Genomic DNA, 19,944 nt, shown 5'->3' with positions numbered 1-19,944 from the left:
TCAGTCAAAGCATCGGCAAGGCTGCCGTCACAGGCTGCCACCCGAGGTGCGATAGCGCGGCCTGGCCATCTCCGGCAGGCCGCACGGCAGGAACCGGCCGTGGCCGGCCTCGGCCAGCACCTCGCCCTCATGCGCCACGACCTTGCCGCGCACCAGCGTGGTCACCGGCCAGCCGGTCACGCGCAGGCCTTCATACGGGGTGTAGTCGACAGCATGATGCAGGTCGGCGTTGCGGATCGTCACCTCACGCTGCGGATCCCAGATCGCCAGGTCGGCATCGGCGCCGATGGCGATGGTGCCCTTGCGCGGATGCAGGCCGTAGAGCTTGGCGGGGTTGGTCGAGGTCAGCGCGACGAACTGGTTGACCGAGATGCGGCCGCCCACCACGCCAGCCGAGAACAGCAGCGGCAGCCGCGTTTCCAGGCCGGGAATGCCGTTGGGGATGTACTGGAACGGGACTTCCTTGCCGCCAGGCTTCTTGCCCTGCGCGTCTTCGTAGCGGAACGGTGCATGGTCGGACGAGAAGATGGTGAAGAGGCCGTCGGCCAGGCCGTCCCAGATCACTTCCTGGTTGCTGCGGTCGCGCGGCGGCGGGCTGCACACGCACTTGGCGCCGTGGTAGCCGGGCTGATCGAGGTCGTCGGCGGTCAGGAACAGGTATTGCGGGCAGGTCTCGGCAAAGATCTTCATGCCGCGGTTGCGCGCCCAGCGGATCTGCTCGACCGCTTCCTTGCCCGATACATGGACGATCAGGATCGGCACGTCGACCAGTTCGGAGAAGGTGATGGCGCGGTGCGTGGCCTCGCGCTCGATCGCCATCGGCCGGGCCAGCGCGTGAAACTTCGGCGCGGTGTTGCCCGCCGCTCCCAGCTTCTCGGTCAGCCAGGCGATGCAGTCCGAATTCTCGGCGTGCACCATCACCAGCGCGCCCTCCTGGCGCGCCACCGACAGCACCTCAAGGATCTCGCGGTCGTTCAGCTTGAGGTCGTCGTAGGTCATGTAGACCTTGAACGACGAATAGCCCTCGCGGATCAGCCCCGGCAGTTCGTCCTGCAGCACCGCCTCGGTAGGATCGGCCACGATCAGGTGGAAGGCGTAGTCGACCACAGCCTTGCCGTCGGCGCGCTGGTGGTAGTCGTTCACCGCCGCGCGCAGCGAATGGCCCTTCTCCTGCGCGGCGAACGGGATCACGGTAGTGGTTCCGCCGCAGGCCGCCGACACCGAGCCGGTGCGGAAGTCGTCAGCCATCCTGAGGCCGTCCGGCATCGGCTGGTCCAGGTGGCAGTGCGCATCGACGCCGCCCGGCAAGACCAGCTTGCCGCTGGCGTCGATGGTCTGCGCGGCCTCGCCCAGGTCGTGGCCGAGTTGCACGATGCGGCCGCCGGCGATGCCGATATCGCACTGCATGGTGTCGCTGGCGGTCACCACGGTGCCGTTGCGGATGATCAGGTCGAACTGTTTCACGATACTGCTCACGAGAAGATTGTTGCTGCCGCTCGCCTTGGTCCGCATTCAGCGGTCCGCGTCGGACAGGTGCATGCGATTGGTTTCCCGCGCGGCCGCCGCGGCGATTGCGATCAGCGCGCACACCGCCGCCAGGTACAGCGCAACGGGCGCGGTGCTGCCGAAGCGGTCGAGCAGGCCCACCGCGATCAGCGGGGCCAGCGCGCCGCCGAACACACCAGCGAACTGGAAGCCGAGCGAGGCACCGGTCACGCGCACCCGGGTGGCAAACAGCTCCGGCAGGAACGACGCCAGCGGCGAGAACATGAACGACACCAGCACCATGCCGACGAACGAGGCCAGCATGATCAAAGCCGGGCTGCCGGTCTTGACCAGCGTGAAGAAGACAAAGGCCCACACCGCACCGCCGATGCCGCCGATCATCAGCACCGGGCGGCGCCCGATGCGGTCGGCCAGGTAACCGGCCACCGGGATGAACAGGATCTGCGCCACCGCACCCAGCAGCACGGCATTGAGCGCGATGCTCTTGGGCAGGCCCAGCTTGGTCGGCACGAAGTACAGCAGGAACAGGGTGAACACATAGAAGGCGATGTCGCCGCCCAGCCGCGCGCCGAAGGCGATCAGCAGCTGCTTCTTGTAGTTGCGCAGCACTTCCATGATCGGCGCGCGCGCTTCGGCGTGGGATTCCTCCAGCTTCTCAAACATGCCGGATTCACGCACGTTGGAGCGGATGTAGAGCCCGACGCCCACCAGCAGCGCCGACAGCAGGAACGGTACGCGCCAGCCCCAGCTCAGGAAGGCTTCTTCCGAGACCTGCCAGGTCACCAGCGCGAATACGCCGTTGGCGAGCAGCAGGCCGATCGGCGCGGCGAGCTGCACCAGGCTGCCGAGGATGCCGCGCCGTTTCCCTTCAGGGTCGAGCTCGTTGACCATGATCGCCGCCCCGCCCCATTCGCCGCCCAGCGCCAGGCCCTGCACCACGCGCAGCAGCACCAGCAGCACCGGTGCCAGCGCGCCCGCGGCGGCATAGGTCGGCAGCAGGCCGATACCGAAGGTGGCCAGGCCCATCATCAGCAGCGTAATGATCAGGATGGACTTGCGGCCCATCTTGTCGCCGAAATGGCCGAAGATCGCCGCGCCCAGCGGCCGCGCCACGAAGGCCACGCCGTAGCTGGCAAAGGACAGCAGCGTCGCGGTCAGCGGGTCGCTCTGCGGGAAGAACAGCTTGGGGAAGACCAGCGCGGCGGCCGATCCGTAGATGAAGTGGTCGTAGAACTCGAGCGTGGTGCCGGCGAGGCTGGCCCCGGCGACGCGCGCGACGGACTGCTTCTGGGCCGACGCGCCTTTTGCCGCTGCGTCGATGCTGACTGCTTGCATGGTGGATCCTCCAATGGTCCTGGCCTGCGCCCTGCGCCGCCGGTGGTTGCCGGCATCGCGCGGAGGCGTTGTCTCCGGACGCGGCATACGTGTGCCGCGTCTTTGCTCAGTACATTAGGCGATAAACCGCCATACAATCAAGCAAAATATTGTTTGTCAGACTTGGTGAAGATGCATGCTGGATTTTGGTGCGATGCACGAAAACGGGACTCGGGCAGCGCAGGGCACAAAGCGGGTGTGAGGCTTTGGGTAAACCCTGATGAGCCGTACGCTGGACGAAAAAAAAGCGCATGCCCTAAGGCATGCGCCGTTCTTGCCGGAAGGCTTCGGTGTCGTCAGACCACGATGGTCTGCGCCTCGCCCTCGGCGCGTTCGCGGATCTCACCGATCTGCCACACGGCCTCGCCGGCCGCTTGCAGGTGGCGAATAGCGCGCTCAGCATCTTCCTTGGCCACGATCACGACCATGCCGATGCCGCAGTTGAACACGCGGTGCATTTCGTCGTCGGCCACGCGGCCCTGCGCCTGCAGCCACTGGAACAGCGGCGGCAGCGTCCAGGCATCGCGCTTGAGCACGGCGGTGACGTCCTGCGCCAGCACGCGCGGCACATTCTCGGTCAGGCCGCCGCCGGTGATATGGGCCATGCCCTTGACCGGCAGGGTTTCGATCAGCGACAGCAGCGGCTTCACGTAGATGCGCGTCGGCGCCATGATCGCGTCCTGCAGGCGCTGGCCGTGGAAGTCGGCGTTCAGGTCCGGCTTGGCCACTTCGATGATCTTGCGCACCAGCGAGTAACCGTTGGAGTGCGCGCCCGACGAAGCCAGGCCCAGCACCACGTCGCCCGGGGTGATGGTGCTGCCGTCGATGATCTTCTTCTTTTCGACCGCACCGACGGCAAAGCCGGCCAGGTCGTATTCGCCGTCCGGGTACATGCTGGGCATTTCGGCGGTTTCGCCGCCGATCAGGGCGCAGCCGGCCAGTTCGCAACCGCGGGCGATGCCCTGGATCACGGTGGCGGCGGTGTCCACGTCCAGCTTGCCGCAGGCGAAGTAGTCGAGGAAGAACAGCGGCTCGGCACCCTGCACCAGGATGTCGTTGACGCTCATGGCGACCAGGTCCTGGCCGACGGTGTCATGGCGGTTGAGCTGGAACGCAAGCTTGAGCTTGGTGCCGACGCCGTCGGTGCCCGACACCAGCACCGGCTCCTGGAACTTCTTCGACAGTTCGAACAGCGCACCGAACCCGCCGATGCCCGCCATCACGCCTTCGCGCATGGTGCGCTTGGCAAACGGCTTGATGCGGTCGACCAGTGCGTCGCCGGCATCGATATCAACACCGGCGTCGCGGTAGGAAAGGCCTGCCTGGCCGGCGGTCGGGGATGCGCTCATGGGAACCTGCTTGTCCTGGAGGAAATAAAGTGAGGAATCCGGCGCTCGGGCCACTGCGGCTTCCGTTGCTTGGCATCGGAAGGCGGGCGCGAGTCCAGTAGAATTGCAATTTTAACGGATAGAGGCCCCCCGCTTCCAGTTTCCGGCGAGATTCCGCCGCAAACGGCGCAGTCGCCCGTCCCCCCAACTATTGATGAATGCCCCGCTGTTGAACCAAGAGGCCAAGCGTATCCTGCTCTGGGTCGTCGTGGCCGTCGCGCTGTTCGCCGCCATCATCGCGCTGGCGCCGGTGCTGACGCCGTTCCTGTTCGCGTTCATCTTCGCCTATATCCTCAACCCGGGCGTGGACTGGCTGCAGCGCCGCCGGGTGCCGCGCGCGGTCGGCGTGACGCTGATGATCCTGCTGCTGACGGTGATCTGCGTGATGCTGGTACTGCTGGCGATCGCGGTGCTGCAACGCGAGATCCCGCAGATCCGCGAACAGTTGCCGATCCTGCTGAAGAAGCTCAACTCCGTGGTCTCGCCCCGGCTGGCGGAGTTCGGCGTGCGCATCCGCTTTGACTTCCCGGGCCTGCGCAACATGCTGTCGGACCGCTTCTCCGCCAGCCCGGAAGACCTGCTGGTGGTGTTGCTGAACTACGTCAAGATGTCGGGCTCGGCGCTGATCACGGTGGCCGGCATCGTCTTTATCGTGCCCATCGTCATGTTCTACCTGATGATGGACTGGCACATGGTGATGCGCCGCATCGAGGGCGTGGTGCCGCGCCGCTGGGTGCCCAAGGTGCGCGAACTGACCAACGAGACCGACGCGCTGCTGTCGCAATACCTGCGCGGCCAGATCCTGGTGATGGTGATCCTGGCGGCGATCTACTCGATCGGCCTGACCATCGCCGGCTTCGATATCGGCGTGCCGGTCGGGGTCTTCACGGGACTGGCGGTGTTTATCCCGTATATTGGCTTTGGTGTCGGGCTGGTCATGGCGATCCTGGCCGCGCTGCTGCAGTTCGGCAACTGGTACGGGCTGGCCGCGGTGGCGGTGGTCTACGGCTTCGGCCAGTTTATCGAGAGCTTCTACCTGACGCCGCGCCTGGTGGGCGAGCGCATCGGCCTGCACCCGCTGGTGGTGATCTTCGCGCTGCTCGCCTTCGGCCAGCTGTTCGGCTTCTTCGGCGTGCTGCTGGCGCTGCCGACCTGTGCCGTGCTGCTGGTCGGCGCGCGGCAGCTGCGGCGGGTTTACCTGGCCAGCGACCTGTACCGAAAATAACGGCTGCCCCACTGCTGCCCACACCCGCAAGTTAGCCATACGTCATGTCCCCGCGTCCCAAGCAACTGTCGCTCGAGCTGGGCAGCCCGCCGCCTTCGACCTTCGAGAATTTCGTGGTGGCATCCAACCGCGAGGCGGTGCAGCGCCTGCGCGAACTGCCCGCCGCGCTCGCCCAGGAGCACGCCAGCGACCGGCTGGTCTACCTGTGGGGCGAGGTCGGCTGCGGCCGTACCCACCTGCTGCACGCGCTATGCGAGGCCGGGCCGCAGCACGGCATCCGCAGCCGCTACCTGAGCCCGCACCACCCGCTGTCGGACTTCCTGTTCGACCCGTGGTGCCACCTCTACACCGTCGATGACGTCGAGCTGCTGGATGAAGCGCGCCAGATCGCGGTGTTTTCGCTCTACAACGAGGTGCGCGCCCACGTGCGCACCGCGCTGGTGGTGGCCGGCGGCCTGGCCCCGCGCGCGATGCCGGTGCGCGAAGACCTGCGCACGCGCCTGGGCTGGGGCCTGGTGTACCAGGTCGCGCCGCTGTCGGACGACGACAAGAAGGCCGCTGTGCTGCATGCGGCACGCGAGCGCGGCCTGCAGCTGTCGCCGGAGATCACGCACTGGCTGGTGACGCGGCATTACCGCGACATGCCCAGCCTGATGGCGCTGCTGGACGCGCTCGACACCTACTCGCTGGAACGCAAGCGCCCTGTGACGCTGCCGCTGCTGCGTGAAATGTTTGCTGAATTCCGGGATTAGCGCCGGATCGGCGCCCATACCGCACCCAATGCGGCCCCGGCGCCTGCCTGCCTGCCCGCCCGACCTCTCGCCTTAAGGTAAAATCGCCGCCCATGAATCTGGCACTCTTTGACCTCGACCACACCCTGATCCCGACCGACAGCGACCATGAATGGGGCCGCTTCCTGGTCCGCCTGGGCGTCGTCGACGAGGAAACCTACCGGCAGAAGAACGACGAGTTCTACGGCCACTACAAGGCCGGCACCCTCGATATCCAGGCCTTCCTGCGCTTTGCGCTGGCGCCGCTGGCGGCCAACCCGCGCGACCGGCTCGATGCCATGCGGGTGCGCTTCATGCACGAGGTGATCGACCCGGTGATCACGCCGCAGGCGCGCGCGCTGGTCTACAAGCACCTGGAAGCCGGCGACCTGTGCGCCGTGGTGACCGCCACCAACAGCTTTGTCACCGCGCCGATCGCCGCGGCCTTCGGCATCAAGCACCTGATCGCCACCGAGCCCGCCACCATCGACGGCAAGCCGGAAAGCCAGTTCACCGGCGAGGTCCACGGCGTGCCCAGCTTCCGCGAAGGCAAGATCACCCGCGTCGAATCCTGGCTCAGGAGCCAGGGCGCGCAGTGGGACCACTTCGAAACGACCACCTTCTACAGCGACTCGGCCAACGACCTGCCCTTGCTGGAAAAAGTCTCCGAGCCGATCGCCACCAACCCGGACGATCGCCTGCGCCACCACGCCGCCGCGGCAGGCTGGCGCATCATGGATCTGTTCTGACGTGATCAAGAAGCTCATTACCCGGCTGCTGGGCAAACCCAGCCCCAAGCTGCGCCGCACCGGCCGCGCCCATACGCCGCGCATCGTCGGCGCCGACGAACACCAGATCGACCCCGCGCTGCTGTCGCGCAATGCCGTCAAGGTCACCTCCACGCTGCAGCAGGCCGGCTACCAGGCCTACATCGTGGGCGGCGCGGTGCGCGACCTGCTGCTCGGCATCAAGCCCAAGGATTTCGACGTCGCGACCAACGCCACGCCCGACCAGGTGCAGGCGCTGTTCCGGCGCTCGCGCATCATCGGCAGGCGCTTCCAGATCGTGCACGTGACCTTCTACGGCGGGCGCGAGCAGGAAATCATCGAGGTCTCGACCTTCCGCGCGCTGGTCGACGCCATCGCCAGCGAGACCCTGCCCGAAGGCCGCCGCCTCAAGCGCGCCGAGCTCGACAGCAAGACCCATGCGATCGATGCCTCGGGCCGGGTGCTGCGCGACAACGTGTGGGGCTCGCAGGCCGAAGACGCGGAACGCCGCGACTTCACCATCAACGCGATGTACTACGACCCGGCCGCGCAGACCGTGCATGACTACCATCACGGCATGGAAGACATCCGCGCGCGCACGCTGCGCATGATCGGCGACCCGGTCACGCGCTACCGCGAAGACCCGATCCGGATGCTGCGCGTGGTGCGCTTCGCCGCCAAGACCGGCTTCGACATCGACGAGGCCACGCGCCACCCGATCGCCGGCCTGGCGTCGCTGATCCACAACGTGCCCAGCGCGCGCCTGTTCGACGAGATGCTCAAGCTGCTGATGTCCGGCCACGCCTGGGCCTCGCTGCAGGAGCTGCGCAAGGCAGGCCTGCACCAGGGCCTGCTGCCGCTGCTGGACGTGGCGCTGGAGCAGCCCATGGGCCAGCGCTTCGTGCAGCTGGCGCTGGACAACACCGACCGCCGCGTGCAGGCCGGCAAGCCGGTCTCGCCGGGCTTCCTGTTCGCCGCGCTGCTGTGGCACCACGTGCTGCAGCGCTGGACCAGGCTGCGCGAAGAGGGCGAGCACGCCATTGCCGCGCTGAACACCGCCATGGACATGGTGCTGGAAAAGCAGACCGGCCAGCTGGCGATCCAGCGCCGCTTCGTCACCGACATGCGCGATATCTGGGGCATGCAGCCGCGCTTTGAAAAGCGCGTGGGCCGCATGCCGTTCCGCCTGCTGGAGTCGCCGCGCTTCCGTGCCGGCTTTGACTTCCTGCACCTGCGCTGCCAGTCGGGCGAGCTGCCCGAGGAACTGGCCGCCTGGTGGCAGGACTTCCAGGACGCCGACCCGGGCGAGCGCGAGGACCTGATCGACGCGGTACGCAGCGCGCGCGGCCCCGGTGGTCAAGGTGGTCATGGCAGTCAGGGTGGCCAGGGCGCCGAGGGCGAAGGCCCGGCACGCAAGAAGCGCCGCCGGCGCGGTCCGCGGAAATCGGATAAAGTGTCTTCCCGGAGCGACACGGACGCGGGCGAGGCAGCACATGCCGGCCCCGGCCAGCCGGAGGAAACCTAAATGACGCTTGCCTTCATCGGCATCGGGGCCAATCTTGGCGATGCCCGCCAGGCCATCAAGGACGCCATCGTGTGTCTGGCCCAGCAGGTCGGCATCACGGTGCTGGCGCGCTCATCGCTCTACCGCACCGCCCCGGTCGATGCCGGCGGCGACGACTACTACAACGCGGTGGTCAAGGTGCAGACTTCGTTCACCGCGGCGCAGCTCCTGCGCATCTGCCACCACATCGAGGACCAGTTCGGCCGCGAGCGTCCGTTCCGCAACGCGCCGCGCACGCTGGACCTGGACCTGCTGCTGTTCGGCGACGAGCAGCACGACCACGAGCACCTGACGGTGCCGCACCCGCGCCTGACCGAGCGCGCCTTCACGCTGGTACCGCTGCTGGAGCTGGACGCCGCGCTGGCCATCCCCGGGCGCGGACGCGCCGCCGACTACCTGGCCGGCGTGGGCGCGCAGCGCATCGAGAAGGTCTCTACCTGCAAGTGCCTGCGCATGCAGGCCGCCGCTGGCGAGACCGGCGATGGCGGCAGCCCTGGCTGACCCCGCCCGGCGGCGCCCGCGGCGCAGCCTTCCACCCCACTGAAGCCCGGAGCGCCATGCTCGATCACCTGCGCCGCATCGTCGTCGAAGGCCCCGTCGGATCCGGCAAGACCTCGCTGGCCCAGCGCCTGGCGCGCACGCTGCAGGCCCAGGAGCTGCCCGACAGCGCACGCCGCAGCCCCTTCCTCGAACCCTTCTACCGCGATCCCGCGCGCCATGCGCTGGCGCTGCAGCTGTGGTGCCTGACCCAGCGCGCGGTGCAGCTGCAGCAATGGCAGGCGGGGGTGCTGGCCGGACAGCGCATGGTCACCAATTTCCTGATGGCCAAGGACCGGCTGCACGCGGCGCTGACGCTGTCCGACGACGAACTGGCGCTCTACGACGCCATCGCCGCACGCCTTGACCTGCCGCCGCAGCGCGCCGACCTGGTGATCGTGCTGCAGGCCACCCCGTCGCTCTTGCGCGAGCGCATCGTGCGCCGCGGCGAGCCCGGCGAGGCCGGCATCGACGAACACTACCTGCAGCGCCTGGCCGGCGCCTACGGCGAATTGTTCCACCGGTACGACGACGCCCCGGTGATGGTGGTCGACACCGCCCACTTCAATCCGGTGGACAATGATGACGATTTCCGTACACTACTGTCGCGCATCGAAAACATGCGCGGCCGCAAGGCCTTTCTCAATCTCGCTGCGCCCTGACAGGCTCCGCCTGCCAGACCCAACACAATAACGACGGCTGTCGTTGCCGTGCGGGCGGCCCTCCCGGCACCGGCAAAGCCGTCCTATATGGGCACTGCCATGAGCTACCTCCTCGATCCCTCCCGCAAGACCATCACGATTCCCAAACTGCAGGCGATGCGTGACGCCGGCGAGAAAATCGCCATGCTGACCGCGTACGACTCCAGCTTCGCCGCGCTGCTCGACTACTGCGGCGTGGAAATGATCCTGGTCGGCGATTCGCTGGGCAATGTGATGCAGGGCCAGCAGACCACGCTGCCGGTCACGCTGGAACAGATGGCCTACCACACCGAATGCGCGGCGCGCGGCAACCAGACCTCGCTGCTGCTGACGGACCTGCCGTTCGGCACCTATCCCACGCCTGAGGCCGCGTTTGCCAGCGCGGTCACGCTGATGAAGGCCGGCGCGCAGATGGTCAAGCTCGAAGGCGGCGACTGGCTGGCGCCGATCGTCAAGTTCCTGGTCGAGCGCAGCATCCCGGTATGCGCGCATATCGGCCTGACGCCGCAGTCGGTGCACGCGCTGGGCGGCTTCAAGGTGCAGGGCAAGACCAACGCCGGCGCGGCCCAGCTCAAGCGCGACGCGCTGGCGCTGCAGGCCGCCGGCGCGCAGGTGGTGCTGATGGAGGCGGTGCCCGCGGCGCTGGCCGGCGAGATCACGCAATCGCTGACGGTCCCCACCATCGGCATCGGCGCGGGCGCGGACTGCTCCGGCCAGGTGCTGGTGCTACAGGACATGCTCAATATCTACCCGGGCCGCAAGGCCAAGTTCGTGCGCAACTTCATGGACGGCCAGACCTCGATCGAGGCGGCCGTGCGCGCCTACGTGGCCGCCGTCAAGGACGGCAGCTTCCCCGCCGCCGAGCACACCTTCTCCGCCTGAGCCGGTGGAGATCGGCACCGCCACCGCCGACGCCTTCCGCCTGCTGGCCAGCGGCGACGCCGGCCTGTGGTTCATCGTCTGGACCTCGCTGATGGTGGCGGTGCTGGGACTGGCGCTGGCCACGGTGCCGGCGATCGCCGCGGCCTGGCTGATCGCCACGCGGCAGTTCCCGGGCCGGCGTGCGGTGGTGGTGGTGGCGCAGGCCTTCCTGTCGTTCCCGACCGTGCTGGTCGGGCTGGTCCTCTACCTGCTGCTGACGCGCCAGGGCCCGCTGGGCAGCCTGCACCTGCTGTTCACGCCGGCGGGCATGGTGCTGGGGCAGGCAGTGATCGGCTTCCCGGTGGTGCTGGCGTTTGCGCTGTCGACCCTGCAGGGCGCCGACGTGCGCCTGCGCGAGACCGCCTGGGTGCTGGGCGCCGGGCGCTGGCGCACCTTCCTGACGGTGATCCGCGAACTGCGCTTCGGGCTGATGGCGGCGGTGGTCGCCGGCTTCGGGCGCGTGATTGCCGAGGTCGGCTCGGCGCTGATGATCGGCGGCAATATCGAAGGCTCCACCCGCACCATCACCACGGCCATTGCGCTGGAAACCAGCAAGGGCGAGTTCGCCCAGGGCATTGCGCTGGGCATCGTGCTGGTGGCGCTGGCGCTGCTGGTCAATATCGGCATGGCCTGGCTGCAGGGTGCCGGAGGCTTCCGCCGATGACCCCCTCGGTTGCCCATGACCACAGCCCGCTGCTGACTGTGCGCGGACTGGCGCGCACCATCGGCCTGCGCAAGCTCTTTGCCATCGACAGGCTGGTGATCCCGCGCGCCACCGCGATCGTGCTGACCGGCATGAACGGCGCCGGCAAGACCACGCTGCTGCGCATGCTGGCCGGGCTGGAGCCGGCACCCGGCGCCAGCGCGCAGTGGACCGACGCGCACGGCCAGGCGCACGACGCCCCCCTCTCCCCGCTGCCGCCGGCGCTGCGCCAGCGCATTGCCTACCTGCACCAGCATCCGTACCTGTTCCGCACCTCGGTGCGCGAGAACATCGCCTACGGCCTGCACGCACGCGGGATGCCGCGCGACGAGATCGCCCGCCGCGTGGGCGAGGCGCTGGGCTGGGCCGGCGTGTCGCACCTGCAGGACACCGCGCCCGAATACCTGTCGGGCGGCGAGATCCAGCGCGTGGCGCTGGCGCGCGCCAAGGTGCTGGAGCCGGAGTTGCTGCTGCTGGATGAGCCTACCTCGAGCCTGGACGGCCATGCGCGCGAGCAGGTGATTGGGCTGGTCGGCGACCTGGCCGCGGAAGGCCGCACCGTGGTGATGATCTGCCACGACCGCGAGCTGATCAACCTGCCGGGCGTGGTGCGCTGGAAGCTGGGCGACGGCGTGCTGGACACGCACCACCCTTAGTCTTCAGGCTTACTGGCCCAGCGTCGCCGGCATCGCGCCGCGCAAGGCGTTGACCAGGACGATGGCCTCGGCGCGCGCGAGCATCGCGCGCGTGATCACCGCTTCCGTCACCGCTTCGCCGGGGGCGCCCAGCGCCGCCCCACCCTCGTCCAGCGCCACCGCGCGCATCACGCCGGGCAGGATGTCGGCCGACAGCGGCGGCGTCAGCCAGCGGCCATCGATGCGGACGAAGACCGAGCTGCGCCCGCCTTCCAGCAGTTCACCGCGCGTGTTGAAGAACAGCCGGTCAAAGCCACCGGCACGCTCGGCGGCCTGCCAGCCCGCATCGAACACTGCGCGCGCGCTGGTCTTGTGGCGGCGCAGCGGATCGGCGGCGGGTAGTGGCTCGGGGGCGATATCGATCCTGACCGGACCGGCCGGCATCGGTACCACCGCGCCGCTGGCAAATGCGAGCGCGCCGCGCTTGTCCACGCTCATACGCAGGCGCCATGTCCCCGTGCCCAGCTGCGCTACCTGCGCGGCCACCGCGTTGCGTGCCGCATCGGCATCGAAAGCGAAGCCGAACGTATGTGCCGAAGCGCCAATGCGCGCAAGGTGCCGCGCCAGGTAAAGGCACTCGCCGTCCTGCACGCGCATGGTCTCGAACAGCGTAAAGCCGGGATCGTGCCGCGTCAGGAAACGCGCCTTCCAGCCGCACTCATCGAATTCCTCCGCCGCGACGCTGTCATGGACGATGCCGCCGCCCACGCCCATTTCACCCGCGCGCAGGCCAGTATCCGCGAGAGGCGCCAGTACCAGCGTGCGGATTGCCACCGACAGCGCGAACGGTCCCGCGGTGCCTTCGTCGGTTGGCGCATCGATCCAGCCGATCGCCCCGGTGTACAGCCCGCGCGGCGTGCCTTCCAGTTCGGCGATGATCTGCATGGTGCGCCGCTTGGGCGCGCCGGTGATGGAGCCGCACGGGAACAGCGCCGCCATCAGCGCGCCAAAGCGCGTGCCGGGCCGCGCCGTCGCGGTGACGGTAGAGGTCATCTGCAGCACCGCGCCAAACGGCTGCACCGCAAAGCGCTCCGGCACCGCCACGCTGCCCGGCTGCGCGATGCGCCCCAGGTCGTTGCGCAGCAGGTCGACGATCATCACGTTCTCGGCGCGGTTCTTGGCATCGGCGGCCAGCGCGGCGGCGGCCTGCGCATCGCGCACGGCATCGCCCGAGCGCGGCGCGGTGCCCTTCATCGGCCGGGTCAGCAGGTGGCCCTGGCCGTCGTGGCGCACGAACAGCTCGGGCGACAGCGACAGCACCGTGGCGCCATCCGGCAGGCTGGCCAGCACGCCATACGGTACCGGCTGCGCGGCGCGCAGCGCAGCGTACAGCGCCACCGGGTCGCCAAAGGCATCGAAGTGCAGGCGCTGGGTGTAGTTGACCTGGTAGGTGTCGCCGGCTTCGATCCACTGGTGGATGCGGGCGATGGCGTCGTCGAAGGCCTCGCGGGAGGTATCGGAAGCCACGCCCATCAGGCCCGCCGGCCTGGGGTCGGCTTTCGCCTGCAGCCACGCCGTGACCGCCGCGGCATCGAGCCGGCGCAGGTTGCGGAACCACAGCAGGCGCAGCGCGCCGTCGTGGAACGGCATCGCGTTGCCAGTGTGCACCGGGGCATCGACCAGCGCGCCGGCGAATTCGTAGGGGGCAAACAGGGTGGCATGCCAGCCCTGGCGCCAGCCGTCGGCAAGCATGGTGTCGAGCTGCGCGATGTCGCTGCCGGCGGGCAAGACATCTTCACGGATGAAGCCGGTGTAGAGGCGTGATGCGGCTTGCGCCGCCGGGGCCGTGGCGTCGTCGAGAAGGACGAAGGCCTCTCCGCTTGCTGGCGGTGTGCTCCCCTCGCCCGCTTGCGGGAGAGGGGCCGGGGGAGAGGGCGGGGGCTGGATGCTTGCTACCACGGGGAAATCGTCAGGAAAGGAGCGGTGGGGACAACCTTGGCATTATCGCGCGCCAAAAACAAAACCGGCCACGCTCGCACGTGGCCGGTCCGATACTGCAAACCCGGTCAGCTGAAGAAACTCTTCACCTTGTCCAGCCAGGATTGCTCCTGCGGGCTGTGGCGCGAGCCGCCCTCATGCACCGAGCGGTCGAACTGGCGCAGCATGTCCTTCTGCGCCTCGGTCAGCTTGACCGGCGTCTCCACGTTCACATGCACATAGAGGTCGCCCGGATAGCCGGAACGCACGCCCTTGATGCCCTTGCCACGCAGGCGGAAGGTCTTGCCGGACTGGGTGGCTTCAGGCACCGGGAAGGTGGCCTTGCCGCTCAGCGTCGGCACTTCCAGGTCGCCGCCCAGCGCCGCGGTGGCGAAGGAGATCGGCATCTGGCAGTGCAGGTCGTCGCCGTCGCGCTCGAACATCGGGTGCGCCTTGATGTGGACTTCCACATACAGGTCGCCCGGGGGGCCGCCGTTGATACCCGGCTCGCCGTTGCCGGACGAGCGGATGCGCATGCCTTCGTCGATGCCGGCCGGGATCTTCACCTCCAGCGTCTTCTGCGACTTCAGCTTGCCCTGGCCGTGGCACTTGGTGCACGGCTTGGGGATGTACTTGCCGCTGCCGTGGCACTTCGGGCAGGTCTGCTGCATAGTGAAGAAGCCCTGCGACACGCGCACCTGGCCGGCGCCGTGGCAGGTCGGGCAGGTTTCCACGCTCGAGCCCGGCTCCGCGCCGTTGCCGTGGCAGTGGTCGCAGTCGTCCCAGTGCGGCACGCGGATCTGCGCCTCGTGGCCGTGCGCGGCCTGCTCCAGCGAGATCTCCATGCTGTAGCGCAGGTCGGCGCCGCGATAGGCCTGCGGGCCACCGCCGCCGCGACGGCCGCCGGCCTGCTGGCCGAAGATGTCGCCGAAGATGTCGCCAAAGGCCTCGGCGAAACCGCCGTAGCCCTGCGCGCCGCCGAAGCCGCCCGCCATATTGGGGTCGACACCGGCATGGCCATACTGGTCGTAGGCCGCCTTCTTCTCCGGGTCGGAAAGCATCTCGTAGGCCTCTTTGACCTCCTTGAATTTTTCCTCGGCGATCTTGCCGTCCTTGCCTTCCGGATTGCGGTCCGGGTGGTACTTCATCGCGAGCTTGCGATAAGCCTTCTTGATCTCGTCGTCGCTCGCGTTCTTGCCTACCCCGAGCACTTCGTAATAGTCACGTTTTGCCATGGTGGCTCAAACCCTTTTGGCCGGCACGCACATGCGGCGTGATACCGGCGAATAGCAAAAAAGCCGAGCGAGGCATCCGACGGCGGTTTCCCGCTGGGTCCGATGGCCGCGCCCGGCGTCGGGGCGGGAGCGGTGCCGGCCAGTGCCTGCACCGCCGCCCGCGTGTCCCGATTACTTCTTGTCGTTGACTTCCTTGAATTCGGCGTCCACAACGTTGTCGTCCTGCGGCTGCGCCTGCTGGCCACCGGCCGCGCCGGCACCGGCAGCGGCACCGGCCGTGGCGCCTTCGCCAGCCTTGGCCTGCATGTCGGCGTAGACCTTCTCGCCCAGCTTCTGGCTGACTTCGGACAGCGCGTTGACCTTGGCATCGATCTCGGCCTTGTCGCCGCCGCGAGCGGCGTCTTCCAGTTCCTTGATCGCGGCTTCGATCTTTTCCTTCTCGCCGGCTTCCAGCTTGTCGCCGTATTCGGTGAGCGCCTTCTTGGTCGAGTGGATCAGCGCGTCGGCCTGGTTGCGGGCATCAGCCAGCTCGCGGGCCTTCTTGTCTTCCTCGGCGTTGGCCTCGGCGTCCTTGACCATGCGCTGGATCTCGTCTTCCGACAGGCCCGAGTTCGCCTTGATGGTAATCCGGTTTTCCTTGCCGGTCGCCTTGTCCTTGGCGCCCACGTGCAGGATGCCGTTGGCGTCGATGTCGAACGACACTTCGATCTGCGGCGTGCCGCGCGCTGCGGGCGGAATGCCTTCCAGGTTGAACTCGCCCAGCAGCTTGTTGCCGGAGGCCATTTCACGCTCCCCCTGGAACACCTTGATGGTCACCGCCGGCTGATTGTCGTCGGCGGTCGAGAACACCTGCGCATGCTTGGTCGGGATGGTGGTGTTCTTGGTGATCATCTTGGTCATCACGCCGCCCAGGGTCTCGATCCCCAGCGACAGCGGCGTCACGTCCAGCAGCAGCACGTCGGTACGGTCGCCCGACAGCACCGAGCCCTGGATCGCGGCACCGACGGCCACGGCTTCATCCGGGTTCACGTCCTTGCGCGCTTCCTTGCCGAAGAACTCCTTGACCTGTTCCTGCACCTTGGGCATGCGGGTCATGCCGCCGACCAGGATCACGTCGTCGATGTCGCTGACCTTGACGCCCGCGTCCTTGATGGCGATGCGGCACGGCTCGATGGTGCGCGTGATCAGCTCTTCCACCAGGGATTCGAGCTTGGCGCGGGTCATCTTCAGATTCAGGTGCTTCGGACCCGAGGCATCGGCCGTGATGTACGGCAGGTTGATCTCGGTCTGCTGCGAGCTCGACAGTTCGATCTTGGCCTTTTCAGCGGCTTCCTTCAGGCGCTGCAGCGCGAGCACGTCCTTGGACAGGTCCACGCCCTGGTCCTTCTTGAACTCGCTGATGATGTAGTCGATGATGCGCTGGTCGAAGTCTTCGCCGCCCAGGAAGGTGTCGCCGTTGGTCGACAGCACTTCGAACTGCTTCTCGCCGTCCACGTCCGCGATCTCGATGATCGAGATGTCGAAGGTGCCGCCGCCGAGGTCATACACGGCGATCTTGCGGTCGCCCTTCTCGTTCTTGTCCATGCCGAACGCCAGCGCAGCCGCGGTCGGCTCGTTGATGATGCGCTTGACGTCCAGGCCGGCGATGCGGCCGGCATCCTTGGTGGCCTGGCGCTGCGAGTCGTTGAAGTAGGCCGGCACGGTGATCACGGCTTCGGTCACCGGCTCGCCGAGGTAGTCCTCGGCCGTCTTCTTCATCTTGCGCAGCACTTCGGCGGAAACCTGCGGCGGCGCCAGCTTCTGGTCGCGCACCGACACCCATGCGTCGCCGTTGTCGGCCTTGACGATGGAATACGGCATCAGGCCGATGTCCTTCTGGACTTCCTTCTCTTCGAACTTGCGGCCGATCAGGCGCTTGACCGCGTACAGGGTGTTGCGCGGATTGGTGACGGCCTGGCGCTTGGCCGGCGCGCCGACCAGGATCTCGCCGTCTTCCATGTAGGCGATGATCGACGGGGTGGTGCGGGCACCCTCCGAGTTTTCGATGACCTTGGGGGTGTTGCCTTCCAGGATCGCGACACAGCTATTGGTGGTACCGAGGTCGATACCGATGATCTTACCCATTATTCTCTCCTCTTGAGCCGGCGCTATCCGCGCGGCTGCAATTCAACCTGAGGCCGAAATGTGGCCGTCCGGGGGCTTTTCAAGGGCAGAACCAGCAAGTCCGAGTAATTTTCTCGGTTTCTGCACGCATACAACGGCATCCGCCGCCGCAGGTTAAGCCGCCGGCGCGGCGCGGTCGGCGAAAGTGGCCTATTCCATACCTCCCGGCGCGTCGCGATCACGCTGCCACAACACGTCGGAACCGCCGCCGGCCCGGTTCAGCACCCGCGCCAGCACGAACATCAGGTCCGACAGCCGGTTCAGGTACTGGCGCGGGGCGTCGTTCAGCGGCTCGGCCGCGCCCAGCGCCACCAGCGCGCGCTCGGCACGGCGGCACACGGTGCGGCAGACATGGGCCTGCGCCGCGGCGCGGCTGCCGCCGGGCAGGATGAATTCGGCCAGCCGCGGCAGGTTGGCGTTGTAGTCGGCGAGCCAGGTGTCGAGCTGCACCACCTGCTCAGGCTTGAGCAGGGTGTAGCCCGGGATGGACAGCTCGCCACCCAGGTCGAACAGGTCGTGCTGGATATGCAGCAGGGCGGCGCGCACGTCGTCCGGCAGGGCCTCGGTCAGCAGCACGCCGACGTGGCAGTTGAGTTCGTCGACGTCGCCGATGGCGGCGATGCGCAGGCTGGCCTTGCCGATGCGGCTGCCGTCGCCCAGGCCGGTGGTGCCGGCGTCGCCGGTGCGGGTGGCAATCTTGGACAGGCGGTTGCCCATGCCGGTCTCCTCGTAAGCGTGTGGTAGTCGTGGTCCGCCCTGCAACGCGAGGCGCCAAGGGAAAGATGCATTATCGCGCCGGACCGCCTCGGCGGGCCAAGCGCTTGTGTCCCGGCGCTTGCTGTGCGGCTATCGGCCAGTACCTGCCGGCCGCCGGCCGCCGGCGTGCCCCGCCAGGGTGCATGAGCCGCCGCGCGGCGTAGAATGCCGGTACCCCATTCATCGTCCATTCGATAACCGGGTCGCGCCCCTGCCGGCCAGACCGGAGCTTGCTCCGGACTGCCGCCGCCGGCACCACCGTAGCGCCGACCCGCCGGAGACCCGCATGAACCACCCCACGCCGCCCGCCACCCTCGCCCGCCGTCCGCTGCCGCCCGCCTTCAGCGAAGCCCTGGCGGCGCGCTTCGGCGACCGCTTCACCACCTCCGCAGGCGTGTGCGAACACCACGGCCGCGACGAATCCCCGTTCCCGCCAGCCGTGCCCGATGCCGTGGTCTTCGCCCACAGCACCGAGGAAGTGGCCGAGGTGGCGCGCCTGTGCAACCAGCATGGCGTGCCGCTGATCCCGTATGGCGCCGGCTCGTCGCTGGAAGGCCATCTGCTGGCGGTGGCAGGCGGCATCAGCCTGGACCTGTCGCAGATGAACCGCGTGCTGGCGGTGCAGCCCGAGGACCTGACCGTGACCGTGCAGCCGGGCGTCACGCGCAAGCAACTGAACCAGGAAATCAAGGACACCGGCCTGTTCTTCCCGATCGACCCGGGCGCCGACGCCTCGCTGGGCGGCATGTGCGCCACGCGCGCCTCCGGGACCAACGCGGTGCGCTACGGCACCATGCGCGAGAACGTGCTGGCGCTGACGGTGGTGACCGCCGACGGCCGCGTGGTCCGCACCGGCACGCAGGCGCGCAAGTCGGCGGCGGGCTACGACCTGACCCGGCTCTTTATCGGCAGCGAAGGCACGCTCGGCATCATCACCGAGGTGACGGTGCGGCTCTACCCGCAGCCGGAAGCGATCTCCGCCGCGGTGTGCGCCTTCCCCAGCATGGGCAGCGCGGTGCAGGCGGTGATCCAGACCATCCAGCTGGGCGTGCCGGTGGCGCGCGTGGAGTTCGTCGATGCGCTGGCGATCCGCGCCATCAACCGCCACGACAACCTGACCCTGCCCGAGACCCCGCACCTGTTCTTCGAATTCCACGGCACCGAGGCCGGCGTGCGCGAGCAGGCCGAGACCGTGCAGCAGATCACCGCCGAGCACGGCGGCCAGGGCTTCGAGTGGGCCACCCGCCCGGAAGACCGCAGCCGGCTGTGGAACGCGCGCCATACCGCCTACTTCGCCATGCTGCAGCTCAAGCCGGGCTGCAAGTCGGTGACCACCGACGTGTGCGTGCCGATCTCGCGCCTGGCCGACTGCGTCACCGAGACCGAGAAGGACCTGAACGCCTCGGCGCTGCCCTGCCCCATCGTCGGCCATGTCGGCGACGGCAACTTCCACGTGGCGATCCTGGTCGACCCCGACAAGCCCGAAGAGATGGCCGAGGCCGAGGCCATCAACCAGCGCATCGTCGAGCGCGCGCTGGCGATGGGCGGCACCTGCACCGGCGAGCACGGCGTGGGCCTGCACAAGCAGCGCTTCCTGGTGGAAGAACACGGCGAGGACGCGCTCGACCTGATGCGCGCGATCAAGGACGCGCTGGACCCCAACCACATCCTGAACCCGGGCAAGATCTTCAGCGCCACGCGCGCGGGCACGCAGTAAGGCGT

Annotated in this window: 17 protein-coding genes; 10 read left to right on the top strand and 7 right to left on the bottom strand. The window is 68.0% G+C overall.

From position 1 onward, the window contains the following. Positions 1-27 precede the first annotated feature (27 nt). The 3 genes from hydA to purM all read right to left on the bottom strand — a co-directional run bounded on the left by hydA (position 28) and on the right by purM (position 4,229). Positions 28-1,464 (bottom strand): dihydropyrimidinase, encoded by a 1,437-nt coding sequence (gene hydA / locus AC3WVS_RS17190; RefSeq protein ID WP_492319638.1) that lies wholly within the window; start codon positions 1,462-1,464, stop codon positions 28-30. A 48-nt stretch (positions 1,465-1,512) separates the two neighbouring features. Continuing rightward, a complete protein-coding gene (locus AC3WVS_RS17185; RefSeq protein ID WP_010815021.1) occupies positions 1,513-2,841 on the bottom strand; it encodes an MFS transporter in 1,329 nt (442 codons plus the stop codon). 335 nt (positions 2,842-3,176) lie between these two features. Further along, positions 3,177-4,229: a phosphoribosylformylglycinamidine cyclo-ligase gene (gene purM, locus AC3WVS_RS17180; RefSeq protein WP_492319637.1), complete on the bottom strand. Its 1,053-nt coding sequence runs from the start codon at positions 4,227-4,229 to the stop codon at positions 3,177-3,179. 193 nt (positions 4,230-4,422) lie between these two features. On the opposite strand from purM, the gene AC3WVS_RS17175 reads away from it, so the two are divergent. From AC3WVS_RS17175 to AC3WVS_RS17135, 9 genes are all read left to right on the top strand, one after another. Beyond that, positions 4,423-5,493: an AI-2E family transporter gene (locus AC3WVS_RS17175; RefSeq protein WP_492319636.1), complete on the top strand. Its 1,071-nt coding sequence runs from the start codon at positions 4,423-4,425 to the stop codon at positions 5,491-5,493. A gap of 44 nt (positions 5,494-5,537) precedes the next feature. After that, entirely contained in the window at positions 5,538-6,245 is a 708-nt protein-coding gene (hda, locus tag AC3WVS_RS17170) for a DnaA regulatory inactivator Hda (protein ID WP_492319635.1), read from the top strand. 92 nt (positions 6,246-6,337) lie between these two features. After that, on the top strand, positions 6,338-7,012 hold the full coding sequence (locus AC3WVS_RS17165) for a histidinol-phosphatase (protein ID WP_058697802.1): 675 nt from the start codon (positions 6,338-6,340) through the stop codon (positions 7,010-7,012). 1 nt (position 7,013) lies between these two features. Next, complete coding sequence (gene pcnB / locus AC3WVS_RS17160; protein ID WP_010815026.1) at positions 7,014-8,555, top strand: polynucleotide adenylyltransferase PcnB; 1,542 nt, start codon at positions 7,014-7,016, stop codon at positions 8,553-8,555. Beyond that, positions 8,556-9,095: a 2-amino-4-hydroxy-6-hydroxymethyldihydropteridine diphosphokinase gene (gene folK / locus AC3WVS_RS17155; RefSeq protein ID WP_010815027.1), complete on the top strand. Its 540-nt coding sequence runs from the start codon at positions 8,556-8,558 to the stop codon at positions 9,093-9,095. Positions 9,096-9,151: 56 nt separating this feature from the next. Next, positions 9,152-9,793, top strand: coding sequence for a deoxynucleoside kinase (locus tag AC3WVS_RS17150; protein ID WP_010815028.1), 642 nt, complete (start codon positions 9,152-9,154; stop codon positions 9,791-9,793). 99 nt (positions 9,794-9,892) lie between these two features. Next, positions 9,893-10,714 (top strand): 3-methyl-2-oxobutanoate hydroxymethyltransferase, encoded by an 822-nt coding sequence (gene panB / locus AC3WVS_RS17145; RefSeq protein ID WP_492319634.1) that lies wholly within the window; start codon positions 9,893-9,895, stop codon positions 10,712-10,714. A gap of 4 nt (positions 10,715-10,718) precedes the next feature. Then, on the top strand, positions 10,719-11,417 hold the full coding sequence (locus tag AC3WVS_RS17140; RefSeq protein WP_010815030.1) for an ABC transporter permease: 699 nt from the start codon (positions 10,719-10,721) through the stop codon (positions 11,415-11,417). Then, positions 11,414-12,112: an ATP-binding cassette domain-containing protein gene (locus AC3WVS_RS17135; RefSeq protein ID WP_010815031.1), complete on the top strand. Its 699-nt coding sequence runs from the start codon at positions 11,414-11,416 to the stop codon at positions 12,110-12,112. The genes AC3WVS_RS17140 and AC3WVS_RS17135 overlap by 4 nt, the downstream gene beginning before the upstream one ends. Positions 12,113-12,121: 9 nt before the next feature. Here AC3WVS_RS17135 and pabB read toward each other — a convergent pair whose 3' ends face one another. From pabB to AC3WVS_RS17115, 4 genes are all read right to left on the bottom strand, one after another. Next, entirely contained in the window at positions 12,122-14,050 is a 1,929-nt protein-coding gene (gene pabB, locus AC3WVS_RS17130; RefSeq protein WP_492319633.1) for an aminodeoxychorismate synthase component I, read from the bottom strand. Between the two features lie 107 nt (positions 14,051-14,157). After that, complete coding sequence (gene dnaJ / locus AC3WVS_RS17125; protein WP_492319632.1) at positions 14,158-15,303, bottom strand: molecular chaperone DnaJ; 1,146 nt, start codon at positions 15,301-15,303, stop codon at positions 14,158-14,160. 171 nt (positions 15,304-15,474) lie between these two features. After that, positions 15,475-17,427, bottom strand: coding sequence for a molecular chaperone DnaK (dnaK, locus tag AC3WVS_RS17120; protein WP_010815035.1), 1,953 nt, complete (start codon positions 17,425-17,427; stop codon positions 15,475-15,477). A gap of 189 nt (positions 17,428-17,616) precedes the next feature. Next, positions 17,617-18,183 carry a cob(I)yrinic acid a,c-diamide adenosyltransferase gene (locus AC3WVS_RS17115; RefSeq protein WP_492319631.1) on the bottom strand — a complete coding sequence of 189 codons (567 nt, stop codon included), beginning with the start codon at positions 18,181-18,183 and terminating at the stop codon, positions 17,617-17,619. A gap of 325 nt (positions 18,184-18,508) precedes the next feature. Between AC3WVS_RS17115 and AC3WVS_RS17110 the strand changes: the two genes are divergently transcribed. After that, complete coding sequence (locus AC3WVS_RS17110) at positions 18,509-19,939, top strand: FAD-binding oxidoreductase (protein WP_492319630.1); 1,431 nt, start codon at positions 18,509-18,511, stop codon at positions 19,937-19,939. The last annotated feature ends 5 nt before the right edge of the window (positions 19,940-19,944 follow it).

Source organism: Cupriavidus sp. CPT47-8839-RL05A (assembly GCF_058792255.1).
Note: the sequence above shows the minus strand (reverse complement) of the source record. Positions and strands in the feature narration are given on the sequence as shown.

Bases quoted from the DNA above. Each gene is read 5' to 3' on its own strand.
- purM (WP_492319637.1), bottom strand. From the start codon at position 4,229: ATGAGCGCATCCCCGACCGCCGGCCAGGCAGGCCTTTCCTACCGCGAC.
- panB (WP_492319634.1), top strand. From the start codon at position 9,893: ATGAGCTACCTCCTCGATCCCTCCCGCAAGACCATCACGATTCCCAAA.
- AC3WVS_RS17165 (WP_058697802.1), top strand. From the start codon at position 6,338: ATGAATCTGGCACTCTTTGACCTCGACCACACCCTGATCCCGACCGAC.
- AC3WVS_RS17135 (WP_010815031.1), top strand. From the start codon at position 11,414: ATGACCCCCTCGGTTGCCCATGACCACAGCCCGCTGCTGACTGTGCGC.
- dnaK (WP_010815035.1), bottom strand. From the start codon at position 17,427: ATGGGTAAGATCATCGGTATCGACCTCGGTACCACCAATAGCTGTGTC.
- AC3WVS_RS17150 (WP_010815028.1), top strand. From the start codon at position 9,152: ATGCTCGATCACCTGCGCCGCATCGTCGTCGAAGGCCCCGTCGGATCC.
- hda (WP_492319635.1), top strand. From the start codon at position 5,538: ATGTCCCCGCGTCCCAAGCAACTGTCGCTCGAGCTGGGCAGCCCGCCG.
- folK (WP_010815027.1), top strand. From the start codon at position 8,556: ATGACGCTTGCCTTCATCGGCATCGGGGCCAATCTTGGCGATGCCCGC.
- AC3WVS_RS17115 (WP_492319631.1), bottom strand. From the start codon at position 18,183: ATGGGCAACCGCCTGTCCAAGATTGCCACCCGCACCGGCGACGCCGGC.
- AC3WVS_RS17185 (WP_010815021.1), bottom strand. From the start codon at position 2,841: ATGCAAGCAGTCAGCATCGACGCAGCGGCAAAAGGCGCGTCGGCCCAG.
- AC3WVS_RS17175 (WP_492319636.1), top strand. From the start codon at position 4,423: ATGAATGCCCCGCTGTTGAACCAAGAGGCCAAGCGTATCCTGCTCTGG.
- dnaJ (WP_492319632.1), bottom strand. From the start codon at position 15,303: ATGGCAAAACGTGACTATTACGAAGTGCTCGGGGTAGGCAAGAACGCG.
- AC3WVS_RS17110 (WP_492319630.1), top strand. From the start codon at position 18,509: ATGAACCACCCCACGCCGCCCGCCACCCTCGCCCGCCGTCCGCTGCCG.